Source organism: Synechococcus sp. H60.2, from assembly GCF_047462315.1.
Taxonomy (GTDB): domain Bacteria; phylum Cyanobacteriota; class Cyanobacteriia; order Thermostichales; family Thermostichaceae; genus Thermostichus.
In genome coordinates, this window is the sequence record NZ_JANSIZ010000013.1 from 14,579 (window position 1) to 30,334 (window position 15,756).

8 protein-coding genes and 1 tRNA gene are annotated in these 15,756 nt (G+C 63.0%); 7 read left to right on the plus strand and 2 right to left on the minus strand.

Annotation, left to right across the window (positions count from 1 at the left end; all coding sequences use genetic code 11):
- The first annotated feature begins 62 nt into the window (after positions 1-62).
- The 6 genes from NW845_RS03480 to NW845_RS03505 all read left to right on the plus strand — a co-directional run bounded on the left by NW845_RS03480 (position 63) and on the right by NW845_RS03505 (position 12,379).
- Positions 63-2,117, plus strand: coding sequence for a GspE/PulE family protein (locus NW845_RS03480; protein WP_414376852.1), 2,055 nt, complete (start codon positions 63-65; stop codon positions 2,115-2,117).
- Positions 2,118-2,277: 160 nt separating this feature from the next.
- Complete coding sequence (locus NW845_RS03485; RefSeq protein WP_414364470.1) at positions 2,278-3,420, plus strand: type IV pilus twitching motility protein PilT; 1,143 nt, start codon at positions 2,278-2,280, stop codon at positions 3,418-3,420.
- A 171-nt stretch (positions 3,421-3,591) separates the two neighbouring features.
- Positions 3,592-4,818, plus strand: a complete 1,227-nt coding sequence (locus NW845_RS03490; protein WP_414376854.1) for a type II secretion system F family protein — start codon at positions 3,592-3,594, stop codon at positions 4,816-4,818.
- A 50-nt stretch (positions 4,819-4,868) separates the two neighbouring features.
- Positions 4,869-9,593 carry an alpha-2-macroglobulin family protein gene (locus tag NW845_RS03495; RefSeq protein ID WP_414376856.1) on the plus strand — a complete coding sequence of 1,575 codons (4,725 nt, stop codon included), beginning with the start codon at positions 4,869-4,871 and terminating at the stop codon, positions 9,591-9,593.
- 125 nt (positions 9,594-9,718) lie between these two features.
- Positions 9,719-11,350 (plus strand): alpha-D-glucose phosphate-specific phosphoglucomutase, encoded by a 1,632-nt coding sequence (locus tag NW845_RS03500; protein ID WP_414376858.1) that lies wholly within the window; start codon positions 9,719-9,721, stop codon positions 11,348-11,350.
- 117 nt (positions 11,351-11,467) lie between these two features.
- A complete protein-coding gene (locus tag NW845_RS03505) occupies positions 11,468-12,379 on the plus strand; it encodes an alpha/beta fold hydrolase (protein ID WP_414376859.1) in 912 nt (303 codons plus the stop codon).
- Here NW845_RS03505 and NW845_RS03510 read toward each other — a convergent pair.
- Entirely contained in the window at positions 12,376-12,837 is a 462-nt protein-coding gene (locus NW845_RS03510) for an HHL1-like protein (protein ID WP_414364481.1), read from the minus strand. The two genes, NW845_RS03505 and NW845_RS03510, sit on opposite strands and share 4 nt — an antisense overlap.
- Before the next feature lie 132 nt (positions 12,838-12,969).
- On the opposite strand from NW845_RS03510, the gene NW845_RS03515 reads away from it, so the two are divergent.
- Positions 12,970-13,043, plus strand: a tRNA-Pro gene (locus NW845_RS03515).
- Between the two features lie 13 nt (positions 13,044-13,056).
- On the opposite strand, the gene NW845_RS03520 is transcribed toward NW845_RS03515, so the two are convergent.
- Positions 13,057-15,642: a DUF3536 domain-containing protein gene (locus NW845_RS03520; RefSeq protein ID WP_414376861.1), complete on the minus strand. Its 2,586-nt coding sequence runs from the start codon at positions 15,640-15,642 to the stop codon at positions 13,057-13,059.
- Positions 15,643-15,756 lie beyond the last annotated feature (114 nt).

Sequence of the window (15,756 nt, forward strand, 5' to 3'; positions counted from 1 at the left end):
TTGCTCCTAGAGGTTAACTGCAGCCATTATCATATGAGCACAGCTTAGGTGGCCCCAGTAGCATGAACGACCTTCCTCTTCCTCTAACCCGTCGCAGCGCCTCTAGTAAAGCCCTAGCTGTTGCCAATACCAGCATCACCCCCTTCGGCCGCAAGCTAAAAGAGCTGGGCTTTGCCGACGACAAGCAAATCCAGGACATCCAAAACGCCCTCAAAGCCAATCGCGAAGGGGGCAGCAAGGCCCTAGCTCTGGTGGTCAAAGAGATTGTTGGCAGAGAGATCACCCCCGACCTGGAGCGGGCCTACAAGCGGCAGCAGCTCTTTGAGCTAAAAATCATCTACGGGATCCCCTCCCTCGACATCGATCTGGAGCCGGTGGAGATCTCGGAGATGAGCGGGCTCATCGACTCGCTCTTGCCCCTTGATATTTGCAACCGCTACAAGTTCTTGCCCATCCGCCGCCAAGACAACCAAGTGCTGGTGGCAATGGTCAAGCCGGATAACTTGCAGGCGCTCGATGATATCCAGCGGCGCTTCCGTATCCAGGGGCTGAAGCTGCAGCGGCGGGTCTTCACCCAGCGGGATTTCGAGGTTCTGATCAACCGCTACATGGACGCGCAGGCGGAGCTGCTGGCCATCAAGGGCATCAACGACGCGGCTGCCGCCCAAGAGGAAGAAGAGGTGGTGGTCAATACCGCCGAGATCGACCTGGACAGCATCGAGGACGTCGCCGTCGATGAGGCCGGCGAGGGATCCCTGGAGCAACAGCTCAAGTCGGCAGACGATGCCCCAATTATCAAATTGGCCAACCAAATCCTGATTAAGGCACTGCAGGACGGGGCGTCGGACATCCACATCGAGCCGCAAGAAGAATACCTGCGCATCCGCTTCCGCAAGGACGGGGTGCTGCGGCAGGCTTTTGAGAACTTTCCCAAAAAGGTTGTCCCCGCCCTTACCGCCCGCTTCAAAATCATGTCCAACCTCAACATTGCCGAGCGGCGCTTGCCCCAGGACGGGCGGATTCGGCGCGTATTCAAGGGGCGTAAGGTGGACTTTCGCGTTAGCACTCTGCCCTCCCGCTATGGGGAGAAGATCGTGCTGCGCATCTTGGACAACTCCGCCACCCAGCTCGGCCTGGACAAGCTGATCACCGACCCGGAGACCCTGGCCAGCTTCAAGGAGGTTGTCAAGCGACCCTTTGGTTTGATCTTGGTAACCGGGCCCACCGGATCCGGGAAAACCACCACCCTTTACTCAGCTCTGGCGGAAGTGAACGATCCCGGCATCAACATCAGCACCGCCGAGGATCCCATCGAGTACTCCCTGCCGGGGCTCACCCAGGTACAGGTGATCCGCGAAAAGGGCATGGACTTTGCCATGATCCTGCGCGCCTTCCTGCGGCAAGACCCGGACGTGATCCTGGTGGGTGAGACCCGCGACCACGAGACGGCCAAAACCGCTATCGAAGCCTCCCTCACGGGCCACCTGGTGCTGACCACCCTGCACACCAACGATGCCCCCGGTGCTATCGCCCGCTTGACGGAGATGGGGATCGAGCCGTTCATGATCTCCAGCTCGCTGTTGGGGGTGCTGGCCCAGCGCTTGATGCGCCGAGTATGTACCGAGTGTCGGATCCCGTATCACCCCACCCCCGAAGAACTGGCCCGCTATGGCCTCAGCCTCAGCGGCGACAGCGAGCAGGTGACTTTCTACAAGGCCAACAAGCTCTCTCCCAAGGAAGTAGAGCAGCGCAAAGCCACCGGCAAGCCCATCTGCGAGAAATGCGGGGGCGTAGGCTACAAAGGCCGAGTGGGGGTGTACGAGTTCATGCGCATGAACGACCGCCTGGCCGAGTTGATCAACAAGGGGGCTCCCACCGAGGTCATCAAGGAAGCGGCTGTCGAAAGCGGCATGAAGACGCTGCTGGCCTACAGCTTGATGCTGGTGAAGCAGGGTCTGACTACGTTGGAGGAGGTCGATCGGGTTATCCTCACCGACAAGGGCTTGGAAACCGAGTTAAAGGCTCGTGCCAAGGCCCTTAGCACCTGCCGCAACTGTGGTGCCGCCCTGCAGGTGGAGTGGATGGATTGTCCCTACTGCCTGACGCCGAAGTTTTAGGCAAGCCGCCTAGCTCTTGACGCCGCCAGGGTGCTGATTATAACAGTCCTATACGAGTCCTAGAGGGTTGCCTCTGGCCCAGCTTTAGAACGGTTTTTCATCGACAACTCCCAGGTCGAACACAGACTGACCCAGCTTACTGATTGGAGACACCAGCCCTATGCCACAACTAATGATCGAAGACCTAATGGAAGAAATCGTCCGCAGGGGCGGTTCTGACATCCACATCTCCGCCGGTTTGCCCCCCTACTTCCGCATCAACGGCGAACTCCAGCCAACGGAGCACGAGCCCCTTACCCCTGAGGAGGTGCAGCGGCTCATCTTTAGCATGTTGAACAACACCCAGCGCAAACACCTGGAGCAAAACTGGGAGTTGGACTGCTCCTACGGCGTGCGCGGGATCGGTCGCTTCCGCGTCAACGTCTACCGGGATCGCGGCACCTATGCCTGCGCGATGCGGGCGTTGGCTTCGGAAATCCCCAACATCGACAAGCTAGGCCTGCCGGATGTGTGTAAGGAGATGGCTCGTCTGCCGCGGGGTCTGGTGCTGGTGACCGGCCCCACCGGATCCGGCAAGTCCACCACTTTGGCCGCTATCATCGACTTCATTAACCGCGAGCGAGCCGAGCATATCCTTACCATCGAGGATCCCATTGAGTACATCTACACCCCCATCCGCAGCATCATCCACCAGCGGCAGTTGGGGGAAGACACCAAGAGCTTTGCCAATGCCCTGCGGGCGGCCATGCGGGAGGATCCGGATGTGATCCTGATCGGGGAGATGCGGGATCTGGAAACCATCCAGTTGGCCATTACCGCCGCCGAGACCGGCCACCTCTGCTTTGCCACGGTGCACACCAGCTCTGCTGCCCAGACGGTGGATCGCCTGGTGGACGTGTTCCCACCGGAGCAGCAGCAACAAATCCGCGTGCAGCTCTCCAACTCCCTCAAAGCCGTCTTCTCCCAGACTCTGGCCCGCCGCCTCAACCCCAAGCCAGGAGAACCGGGGCGGGTGCTGGTGCAGGAGATCATGGTGGTGACGCCGGCCATCGCCAACCTCATTCGGGAGGGCAAGACCGCCCAGATCTACTCGGCCATCCAGACAGGCGGTAAGCAGGGCATGAAGACCCTGGAGCAGGATCTGGCCAACCTCTACCTGCAGGGCAAGATCGACTTCGATACGGCCATGTCCAAGACCTCTCGCCCTGAGGAGTTGCAGCGACTTTTGGGCAACGTCACCGGGCCATCGCCAGCCGCGGCAGCTCAACACCAGCGGCCCGCAGCGGCTGCCGCCCGTCGCTAAACGCTGGCTCCAAGGATCCCTGGCTGAGAGTTCCTCGCCAACCTCTGGCCGCCGGCCCCATTTGTAGCTAAGCTCTAGCTGAAGAGAGCGTCGGTTTGTCTAAGGTTGCGAGACTGAGCCAAGGGATCCCATTCCGGCGTGTCGAACTAACGATCCAAGCAGGGGTAAGCCATGCCGCGCTACAAGGTTCGGGGGCTAAAGGCCGGTCAGCCGGTGCGCCTGACAGTGGTGGCCAACAACTTGACCGAGGCCCGCGCACGGCTGCGCCGCGAGGGCATTTTTGCCAAACAGGAAGACATCCAGGAAGAAAAGCCCTTCTTCTCCCTGGATACCTCTTTTGATTTCTCGATGATGGGATCCATCGACATTCGCGACAAGGCGGTGTTCTCGCGGCAATTTGCTGCCCTGATCAACGCCGGCGTGTCGATGGTGCGCTCCCTAACCATTATGGAGGAGCAGACCGGCAACCCCAAGCTCAAGAAATACCTGCGGGCGATTCGAGCGGAAGTGGAGGCGGGGAAGAACCTGTCCGATTCCATCCGCCCTTATCCGGATGCCTTTGACGGCCTCTACTGCAGCATGGTGCAGGCGGGGGAGGTGGGCGGTGTGCTCGACGAGGTGCTCAACCGACTGGCCAAGCTGCTGGAGGACATGGATCGCCTGCAGAAGCAGATTAAATCGGCCATGACCTACCCGGCGGTGGTGACCATTTTGGCCGTCTTAATCTTTTTGGGCATGGTGCTGTTCATCTTGCCCACTTTTGAGAGCATCTACAACGACTTGGGGGGGGAGCTGCCCGCCTTTACCCAGTTTTTTATCAACATCAGCAAGTTCCTGCGCACCCCCCAGTACAGCTTAGGCCTGGTGGGCTTTTTGGCGGCGGTCTTTTTTGCTTTCCAGCGCTTTTACCGCACCCCCGCCGGCAAGGAGACCATTGATGCTCTGGCCCTCAAGCTCCCCATTTTCGGCGACCTGATCCAGAAATCGGCGGTGGCCCGTTTTTGCCGCACCTTTGGGGCCCTCACCCGCTCCGGGGTGCCGGTGCTGACTTCTTTGGAGATCGTGCGCGACACTTCCGGCAACCAGGTGGTGGCCAACGCCATCGACGCCGCCCGTCAATCCATCTCAGAGGGGGGGCAGATCGCGCCGGCCCTGGATAAGGCCAAGGTCTTCCCGATCATGGCCATCCAGATGATCAGCGTGGGCGAAGAGACGGGGGAGCTGGATGCCATGTTGATGAAGACGGCGGACTTCTACGAGCTGGAGGTGGAGGAGGCGGTGCGTGCCCTCACCAGCCTGCTGGAGCCGCTGATGATCGTGATCTTGGGCGGGATGGTGGGCTGCATCATCGTGGCCATGTACCTGCCCATGTTCAACGTGTTTGAGCTGGTGAAGTAGCGACTGAATCCCCAGGGCAACCAGAACCCATCGGGAGGAGGAAGGGATCCATGCTGCGGCGGTGGTTGGTGGCCCTGGTGGTGTTTTTGGGAGTGGGGCTGGCGGTCTTGCTTTCGGAACAGCCGACGGGATCCCTGCTGGGGCGGGTGGAGCTGCCGGCAGGGGTGGCGCCGGGGAACGTCCAGGTGATTGCCGCTGGCCCGGTGAGCCGCAGCATCAGCCCGTCTGCGGAGGGCGAGTACCGCCTGGAGCGGCTGCCCGTTGGGGAATACCGGGTGACGGTGCGGGGATCCGGCCTAGAGACGGTCTCCAGCGAGAGACCCGTGCAGGTGCGGGAAGGGGCGATAGCTTCTGCTCCTCTCCTACGCCCGCAGCTTCTGCCCCCCAGCCTCTACCTCTACAGCCCCAGCTCGGTGTTCACGACCGCAGAGCCGGCACGGCTGCAGTGGCGGGCCAGTGGCCTGGGAGCGGTGCAGTTTGCCCTCTACCGCTTTTCCCTGGCTGATTTGGAAGGATCCCCTTTCTTGCGGGATCTGGCCGATGCTGGCTATGGATCCCTGGCTCCGGATTTGTATTCCATCCTGCGAGGAGAGCTGGTGCGCCGTTGGCAGCAGCCACTGGGGGGAGAAGAGCTGACCCGCACCCTGGAGCTGGGGATCCTGCCGCCGGGGGCCTACTGGCTGGAGGCGGAAGGCCAACAGCCGCGGCAGGCGGCGGCACCGCTGCCTTGGTCGGGGGAGTGGCTTTTGGTGAGTGACCTGGGCCTCATCCAGAAACAGGATGCCAGCCAGTTGGTGGTGCAGGCGGTGCATTTGCGGGAATTGCGTCCTCTGCCGGGGATCCAGATCCAAGTTTTCGGGGAGTGGAGGGATCCCCTCATTGCCACCACCGACGAGGAGGGGCTGGCCCGGTTTAGCTTGCCGACAGGGGAGAGATCCTCGCTGGTGGTCTATGGCCACAGCGCCGACAACACGTTGCAGGCTTTGTCCCGCAGCTATGCCTATGGCTGGAACCAGCCCCACCGCATCTACGCCTACACGGATCGTCCCCTCTACCGCCCCGGCCAGACGGTCTATTTTCGCGCCCTGGTGCGGGAGCACGACCGCCTCACCTCGGCAGGCCAGCCGGTGCAAGTAACCCTCACCGCCCCCGACGGCGATGTGCTGGGCGAGCAAACCCTGGCCACCAACGCTTTCGGCAGCGTCCACGGGCAGTTTCAATTGCCGGAGGAAACCCCCCTGGGCAGCTACGGCCTGGAGTGGCGGGTGGCCGGGCCGCAGGGATCCAGCCGCGAGTACACCGCCTTTGAGGTGGGAGCCTACCGCAAACCGGAGTTTGAGGTGAGGGTGGTGCCCGACCGGCCTTGGCTGGTGCGGGGGGGATCCCTGAAGGTACAGGTGGAGGCCGAGTATCTTTTCGGGGCGCCGGTGGCCGCTGCCCAGCTTCGCTACTGGGTTTACAGCAGCCCCGACTGGAGCCTGCGCTACGGGCTGTTGCCTCATTCGGGGGCAGAAGACTATTTTGCCGGCGACCTGGGAGAGGAGCAGGGCTACTACGGCGGCTACGGGGGGCTGGTGGCGGAAGGAGCAGGGGTGACGGATGCCCAGGGGCGGGCGGAGTTTCGCCTGGAGCGCCTGTTGCAGGATCTGGACTGGGAGGAAGACAGCTACTGGGGCCCGCAGGAGGTGCAGCAGTTGCGCATCGAGGTGGAGGTGAGCGATATCAGCCGCCGCAGCGTGACCGGAACGGCACGGGCCTGGGTGACGGCCGGCCAATTTGCCCTCTTTGCCGAGGCCGATCGCCACCTGCCCGCTCCAGGGGATGTCATCACCTACCGGCTGCAAGCCCGCGACTACGACGGCCAACCGGTCAGCACCGCCGGGGAGCTGAGCCTGGAGCGCTGGCGCTGGGATCCCCAGAGCAGCGTCTACCGACGGCAAGCCACTCTGCTGCGGCAATCTTTTCAGGTTGTCAACGGCGAGGGCAGCCTGGTTCTGCGCCTGCCCGCCGACCTGGAGCCGGGAGACTACCGGGTGCGGCTGACGGCCCAGGATCCTCGTCGCTACCGCGTGCAGGAGGTAGACCATCTCTGGGTGGTGGAGCCGGGCAACCCCCTGCCCAGTTGGGGATCCCTGCCCAGCCTGGAGGTGGTGGCGGATCGCCAGATCTACGAAGTGGGGGAAGAGGCCCAGCTCCTGATCGTCTCGCCGCTGCCGGATCTGCCGGTGCTGGTGGGTCTGGAGGGATCCCGGCTGCACCAGGTACAGGTGCTGCGCCTGCAGGGGCATACGGCCACCCTGCGCCTGCCCATCCGGGAGGAGTATCGCCCCAACCTCTACGTCACCGCCACCGTCCTCGGCCCGGAGCGGCGGCTGTACCAGAACGAGGCTCTGCTGCGGGTCTCGCCGTTGGATCGCTTTTTGCAGGTGGAGCTGCAGACGGATAAGCCCACTTATCAACCAGGGGAGACGGCCCAAATTCAAATCCGCACCCGCAACGCCCAAGGGCAGCCGGTCAGCGCCGAGGTGGGGTTGGGGATCGTGGACAACGCCCTCTACCTGCTGCGACCCGACTTCACCCCCGATATCCGCCGCTTCTTCTACGGGCGCCAGGACAACCAAGTTACCACCACCACCTCTTTCCCTCAGCAATACCCCGGTGGTGCCGACAAGCTGGCCGGCCAGGTGCGGGAAGACTTTCGCGATACCGCCGCCTGGTTCCCGGATTTGGTGACCGATGCCGATGGCTTAGCCCAGGTCCAGGTGCGCTGGCCGGACAACCTGACTACCTGGCGCTTGACCGCCCGCGCCGCCACCGCCGACACCCAGGTGGGCTCCGCCCTAGCCACCGTCGCTGTCAGCAAAGACCTCTTGGTGCGCCTGGCCACCCCCCGCTTTTTCCGGGTGGGGGATCGGCTCACCTTGGCGGCCATCGTGCAAAACCGCACCGGTCAAGCCCAAGCAGTGGAAGTGGGGCTGGAAGTGCCCGGAAACCTAGAAGTGCAGGGCCCCCAACGGCAACGCCTGACCGTGCCCGCCCAAGGGGCGGAGCGGGTGGAATGGCCGCTGCAGGTGCTGGGGGCCGGCGATAGCCCTGTGCGGGTTTGGGCGCAAGGGGAGGGGCTGCAGGATGCGCTGCAACTGCGGATCCCCAGCCAGCCCTTGGGAGCAGTACACCGCTTCTTCCAAACGGGGCGGCTGCAGGCGAACAGCCTTGAGCTGCCTTTGGATTGGCCGGCCACTTGGGTGCCGGGATCCCGACACCTGCATCTGGAACTGGCCGCCAGCCCGGCAGCGGAGCTTTTGGGGCCGTTGGACTATCTCGTCCAGTTCCCCTACGGATGCACCGAGCAGACCTTGAGCCGCTTTTTGCCCGCCTTGGCGGTGGCCCAGGCCAGCAAGCAGTTGGGCTTGAACCTGCGCTCGCCCACCCTGGAGCGGCTGCCGCGGGTGGTTCGAGCCGGCCTGCAGCGGCTGGAGGACTCCCAGAACTATGACGGCGGCTGGGGCTGGTGGGCCTACGACACCAGCAACCCCTACCTGACCGCCTACATCCTGCAGGGCTATCATCTCGCCCAGGCCGCTGGCTATGCCCTCAAGGAGTGGCGGGTGCAGCGGGCTTTGGAGTACCTGGCTGGGCAGCAGTTCCAACCCCTCTCCCCCGATCTGCGGGCCTTTGTGGCCTACAGCCTGGCCCTCTGGGATCCGGCGCTGGTGACTGCTGAGCTGCCGCCGCCGCCGCAGCTTTCCACCTTTGGCCTGGCCTACCGCGGGCTGGCCGCCCTGCAACAGGGCCAGCGGGATCCCGCCCAAGCGGCTCTGGATGAGGTTCTAGAGCGGCGGCAAAGGGATCCCCAGGGGCGCTGGTTTCTTCCTGCCGCCTCCGCCCCGCCGACCGGGGAGCGCTCCACCTACGACGACCTGGAGGTGGCCGGGCCCCTCTTGCAACTGGCCGTGCGCCTCCAGGATGGCCGCGCCGGCGAGATCGCCACCGCCCTTCTCCAGCAGCGGCAGGACAACCGCTGGCGCACCACCAAAGCCACCGCCGATGCCCTCCTGGGCCTGGTGGCCTACTACCAAGCCCAGCAACAGCAACAGCCCGACCCCGGCCAGGTGCGGGTGTTGGAGGAGGTGAGCGGAGCTGAACTGGCACGTTGGCAGGCCGGCGCTGCGGATCCCCGCCAGGTGCTGGACTGGGACGACGCCGAAGTGAGCACCCTGCGCCGCCTGCGCTTAGAAAAATCCGGACCCGGCCCCCTCTACTACAGCTTGAGGGGAGAAGCTTTTGTTCCCAACCCTCTGCCCTCTCAAAGCCAAGGCTTTGCCATTAGCCGCAGCTACTTCCGCCTACAGCCCCAACCCCAAGCCAACGGAGAGATCCGCTACCGAGAACAGCTCCTGCGCCCCGGCGAGGCGGTGCGCGCCGGCGAGGTGCTCCTGGCCCGGTTGACGGTGGAAGCTGAGCGGGATAGCCACTATGTGGTGATCGAGGATCCCTTGCCCAGCGGCGCCGAGATCACCTCCCAGGATCCGCGGCTGCTCACCGGCTCGGCCCCCGACTACTGGTGGGACTGGTTTTGGACCCATCAAGAAAACCGAGACGACCGCGTGGCCTTCTTCAGCACCGAGCTCAGGCAGGGCCGCCACGAGTTCGTCTACCTCTTCCGTCCAGAGATCCCCGGCCAGTTCCAGGTGGCCCCTGCCCTTGTCCAGGAGATGTACGATCCCAGCCGCTATGGCCGCAGCGCCGGCCAGGCGCTCAAAGTCCTGCCCTGAGCCTGGCGGCAAGGGATCCTGAGGCAGCAAGCTACAGCAAGAGGCGACAACCAATCCCCAAGAGCGGGCAGAAGAGCAGGGCTGGGGATGAGATAGTAGAGGGGCAAGCAGAGTTTCGGCAGCTTATGACCCTCCGCACCGTGGCCACCATCCCTTTTCCTGACCAAAAGCCGGGCACCTCCGGCCTGCGCAAGCCGGTGCAGGTGTTCCAGCAGCCCCACTACCTGGAGAACTTTGTCCAGTCCATCTTTGACGTCCTCGAGGGATCCGCTGGCCAAACCCTGGTGGTGGGCGGAGACGGGCGCTACTACAACCGGGAAGCCATCCAGATCCTGCTCAAGATGGCAGCAGCCAACGGCATCGGGCGGGTGCTGCTGGGCCAGGGCGGGATCCTCTCCACGCCGGCAGTCTCCCACCTTATCCGCAAATACGGGGCCTACGGCGGCATTATCCTCTCGGCCAGCCACAACCCCGGCGGCCCCCAGGGAGACTTTGGCATCAAGTACAACATCGGCAACGGCGGCCCTGCCCCGGAGAAGGTGACCGAGGCCATCTACGCCCGCACCCAGCAGATTCGGGAGTACCGCATCCTAGAAGCCCCAGATGTGGATCTAGACCGCTTGGGAGAGCAGCGGCTGGGATCCCTGACGCTTTCCGTCATCGACCCGGTGGCCGACTATCTGGCCCTGATGCAGCGCCTGTTTGATTTTGACGCCATCCGCGATTACCTGGCCTCTGGGATCCGCATCGCCTTCGACGCCATGCACGCCGTCACCGGCCCCTATGCCCGCACCATCCTGGAAGAGTGCCTGGGGGCGGCGCCGGGCAGCGTCCTCAACGGCCAGCCCCTGCCGGACTTTGGCGGCAGCCACCCCGATCCCAACTTGGTGCATGCCCGCGCCCTGGTGGAGCTGCTGTTTCGGGAGGATGGCCCGGATTTCGGCGCCGCCTCTGATGGTGATGGGGATCGCAATATGATCCTGGGCCGCCAGTTCTACGTAACTCCCAGCGACAGTTTGGCCGTGCTGGCGGCCAACGCCCAGCGAGTGCCCGGCTACCGGGAGGGACTGGCCGGGATCGCCCGCTCCATGCCCACCAGCCAGGCAGCAGACCGGGTGGCAGCCAAGCTGGGGATCCCCTGCTATGAGACTCCTACCGGCTGGAAATTTTTCGGCAACCTCCTGGATGCCGGCAAAGTGACCCTCTGCGGCGAGGAGAGCTTCGGCACCGGCTCCAACCATATCCGCGAAAAAGATGGCCTCTGGGCTGTCCTCTTTTGGCTGAACATCCTTGCTGTGCGACGGCAGTCGGTGCGGCAGATTGTGGAAGAGCACTGGCGCACCTACGGGCGTAACTTCTACTCCCGCCACGACTACGAGGGGCTGCCGGTGGAGGTGGCCGAGGAGCTGATGGAGCACTTGCGGCGCTCCGTGACAAGCTGGGTGGGGCAGCGCTTTGGCTCCCAGACGGTGGCCTATGCCGATGACTTCAGCTACACGGATCCGGTGGACGGCAGCATCAGCCACAACCAAGGGATCCGCATTGGCTTTGAGGATGGCTCCCGCATCGTCTACCGCCTCTCCGGCACCGGCACCCACGGGGCCACTCTGCGGGTGTACTTGGAGCGATTTGAGCCGGATCCCAGCCGGCATGGCCTGGATCCCCAGGTGGCCCTAGCCGAGCTAATCCAACTGGCGGATCACTTCGCCCAGATCCGCGCTCGCACCGGTCGGCAGCAGCCGGATGTGGTTACCTGAGAGTCTTGCCGAGAAGCCAGATCTCCTCGGAGAAAGGGATTGGGGGCGATGGCCCGCAGAGAAGGACACTCAGAGTCGCGCTAGGATGAGGAGGTAGGGACCCACATTTTTCTGGCTGTGTTCACTGCTCCTCCTGCTAGTTTGGCAGCCGATTCCATTGCCCCTTTTGCTCCCCAAACCTGGAGCTGGCGGGGTCACGCCATTCGCTACGTCGTCCAGGGATCCGGCTCCCCGCTGGTTTTGGTGCATGGCTTTGGGGCCTCCATTGGCCACTGGCGGCACAACATCCCCGTGCTAGCAACGGCGGGATACCGGGTCTATGCTTTGGATTTGCTGGGGTTTGGCGGCTCGGCCAAGCCAGCTCTTGCCTACAGCCTAGAACTGTGGGCCGAGCTGCTAGCAGATTTTTGGCAGCAGCACGTGCGGCAGCCGGCAGTGTTTATTGGCAATTCCATCGGCGCCCTACTTAGCCTGCTCATGGCCGCCCAGCACCCACAACTGACTGCAGGGGCAGTGCTGCTTAACTGTGCCGGCGGCCTGAACCATCGCTCCCACGAGCTCAGCCCGATGGCCCGCGTTTTCATGGCCACCTTCACTGCTCTGGTGGCCTCGCCAGTCACGGGGCCACTGCTGTTTAATTGGCTGCGGCAGCGGCAGCGGATCCGCGCCACCTTAGAACAGGTGTACTGCAACCCTGCGGCCATCACTGACGAGCTGGTGGAGATCCTCTACGCCCCTTCCTGTGACGTGGGAGCGCAGCAGGTGTTTGCGGCGATTCTCACCGCTCCCCCTGGCCCCACCCCCGAAGCGCTGCTGCCCCAGGTGCGCTGCCCGCTGCTGGTGATCTGGGGCGAACGGGATCCCTGGACACCTATTGAACGGGGCCGCGGCTTTCAAAACCATGTGCAGGGGATCGACTACCAATTTTTCCCTCTTCCCGAGACGGGCCATTGTCCCCATGACGAGCGCCCAGAGATTGTCAACCCCTTGATTTTGAGCTGGCTACCCAAAGCCTTTGCCACGGCTTAGCCTTTCTTGGAGGCTTGGGTAGTTCTTTTGCCCAGGCCCAGCCACCTGCGCACCCTGTCTATCCAGCTCTGAAGGGGCGAAGGCTGGGGCCGGACTGCCACCTGAATGGGCTCGTCTTGAAACTCTTTGTCCTTGAGGCGAAAGCCAAACTCCAGCTCGTCTTTGACTTTGCTAAGACGGGGAAAGAGGCGGACGGCTGCTTTTTTGAGCTCTTCCTCGTTTTGGAAGATGGCCTGATGGATGGCGCTGGAGCGACTGACCGCCAGGGATCCCACGGGTAGCCAGGGGTTGGGTTTGCCGGGCTCAGCTTGGCGGCGCCGGGCAAAAATGGCGAACTCCGGCATCCCCTTGGCTTTCAGCTCATCGTAGCGTTTGGCGGCTTCCTTGCGCTTAGCCGTGTTGGCCTTGGCCGGTTTTTTCTCTGGCTTGGATTGGCTGAAACCCTTGGTCTGACTCATACTCCGGTAGGGCAACGGTGGATCCCCATAGCTTAGCGCAGAACGACTCCCGCTTGGCCGGGGATCCCTGCTCCCACCCGCGGGAAGACAGCATGCATGGCATGCTATACTTACAAAGCTTTGGATTGACCTCGGGATGTAGCGCAGCTTGGTAGCGCACTTCGTTCGGGACGAAGGGGTCGCAGGTTCGAATCCTGTCATCCCGATGGGGGTTAGCCCTCAGCAGTTGCTGGAGGCAGTAGGTGCTGGAGGCAGTAGGTGCTGGAGACAGGCAGCACCATTGATGCGAAGTTGTTGCCCCAGCCGCAGCAAGCGGTGGAGGACTTCGCCAGGGATCCCAGGGCCACTGCGGAGCACCTCTAATCGCTGCCGCTCTAGCCGCAGTAGGTAGAGCTCTTGGAGGCGATCCAGGCGGATAGGCAGGTTGAGATCGGCAGCTAGGCGCAGCCACTCTTCTAGGTTGTGGAGCTGTTCGCTGAGAGTTTCCGAGTCGGCTGCCTGGGCCAACTGCCACATCCCCCGCTGCAAGAGCCGATCCAAAACCCGGGCCGCCTCTTCCCGCCGCAACTGGCACCCCAACTGCTCCGCCTCGCGGGCAATGGCCCGCAACTCCAGCAGGTGATCCCGCTTGCCCTCTTCCACTTCCATCGCCCGCAAGCCGCTCAACAGGCGCTGGTTGAGGGTGATCTGCGCGGCAGCCAACAGCTCTTCCGGGAGTGGCAGGCCATCGGCCCGAAAAGCCATCAAAACCCCGTAGTTTTCCAGGTAGGTTTGGCGGTAGAGCTGGGCTAGGCGATCCAGGGTATCCTGGGTTAACCAGCGCAGCATCTGCTGCCGGTCTTCCTCCGTCAAAGCGTTGAGGTCAAAGGTTTCCGGGCCAAACAGCTCCTGCAGGGTCAGGATCACCTGGATGCGGCTGTGGGCTCCAGACAGCAGGCGGGCTTTCAACTGCTCATAGCTGCGCCGCCCCGTAAACGGCTTGACGCCACATTGAAAGTCCCAGCCGCCCAGATGGAGGAGAGCGTAGATGAGGTCATGCTCCTCAAAGGTGGTGGGAAAAGAGAGCTTCACTCGCCCAACCAGCAGGGTGGATCCCCCTATAGCCAGGCGCTCCTGATCCACTGGCTCCAGCATATATCCGGGAGCTCGGGGCATGCTGTTGAACAGGGAAAGCATGGCGTGCTGAGCCACCAGCCGCTGCGGGCTAACTAGGCAGGGGCGCACCAGCGCCTGGTAAACGCCTCGGCCATCTTTGTAGAGCTCGAGGTTGCTGGGGGCTTTGCTCAAGCGGCGCAGAAATTCTTCTTCCAGATCCACATCCGCCACTGCTGCCGCCAGCTCGATGGCCCGCGCCGCGTAGCGCAGGATCTGCACTCCCTCAGGACGGGACAGCTCCTCAAAAAACCAGCCGCAACTGGTAAACATCAATTGGCCGTAGCGCTGCATCTCCAACAGGCGCAGCACTTGCACCCGGTCTTCGGCAGTGAGGCGGTGGCTCTGGTGCTCCTGCAAAAACGCCTCGCAGCGCTCCCGATCCAAGATCACCTCGATGTAGCGATCCCGGGCCAGCCAGGGATCCCGCAGGTAGGCCTTGGCCTCCGTTTCGTAGATCTCGGCCAACTGATCCCGCAGCCAGTTGAGGGCCTCCCGCAGCGGTTGCCGCCAGCGCTGGTGCCAGCCTGGAACTGCCCCACAGCCGCAGTCGCGCGACCACCGTCCCACCCCGTGGGCGCAGCTCCAGGCCGTAACTGGCTTGAGTTGCACCTCCCAAGTGGGGGGATGGTAGCTGAGGAAGTGGCCGTAGTTGCCCACCTGCCAGCCCCGCCGGGGAAACTCTTCGCAAAAGGCATAGGCCAGCGTGCGCTCCACGCCGCGCTTGTGGTGGCCAAAGGTCTCGCCATCGGTAGCACAGTTAATCAGATAGGGTTCCCCTTCTCTGTCAGGGCGGATGGCCAGCCGGAGCCGCTCTGCCAGCGACTGGGTGCTGTAGACAATATCGCCAAAGCCGAGATCCCGGGAGATAGGGCCGTCAAAAAAGAAAATGTCCAGGTAGCCGCTGCGATCCGGGGTAAAGCAGCGGTAGGGCCGGCTGGGATCGATCTGGCCCTGGCTGACATCGATCCATTCCGTTTGACCCAAAGGACGAATGCGCTGCGCCTGGCTGGGGGCGAGGATGACGAAACGGATCCCGCAGTCGACTAAGGCTGCAACTGTTGCTGCATCGATGGCAGTTTCCGCCAGCCACATGCCTTCGGGGAAGCGGCCAAAGCGATGCTGGAAATCGGCGATCCCCCAGCGGATCTGGGTGTACTTGTCCCGCTCGTTGGCCAGGGGCAGGATGACGTGGTTGTAGACCTGGGCAATGGCATTGCCATGTCCCTCCAGCCGCTCGGCGCTGAGGCGGTCGGCAGTCAAGATGCGTTGGTACACTTCAACGTCGTGCTCCTCCAACCAGGAGAGGAGAGTGGGGCCAAAGTTAAAACTCAAGAATTCGTAGTTATTGACAATGCGCACCACCCGCCCCTGATCGTCCAGGATGCGGGCAAAGGCGTTGGGACGATAACACTCCGCTAAAATGCGCTCGTTCCAGTCGTGGAAGGGGCTGGCGCTGGGCTGACGTTCAACGCGGTTCAACCAGGGATCCTCCCGCGGCGGCTGGTAGAAATGACCGTGCAACACCACGTAGGGGACGGTGGTGGTAGCTCGCGGAGGCGGAGAGCTAGCATCGGTTAGAAAGGGAGCCGGATCCCCTTGCCCTGATTGGGCCGCCGGCTCAGGGGGATTTTGGGAGCCACTCGGCAGCATGAGACCCTACTCCTTGCCCGCCCTCGGAGCTTCAGTTCTGGGGAAACGGGCCGCTAGTTAACCTAAGTTCATATCCATACGTTACAGCGATCCCCGATCTGCGACTGTCAACGT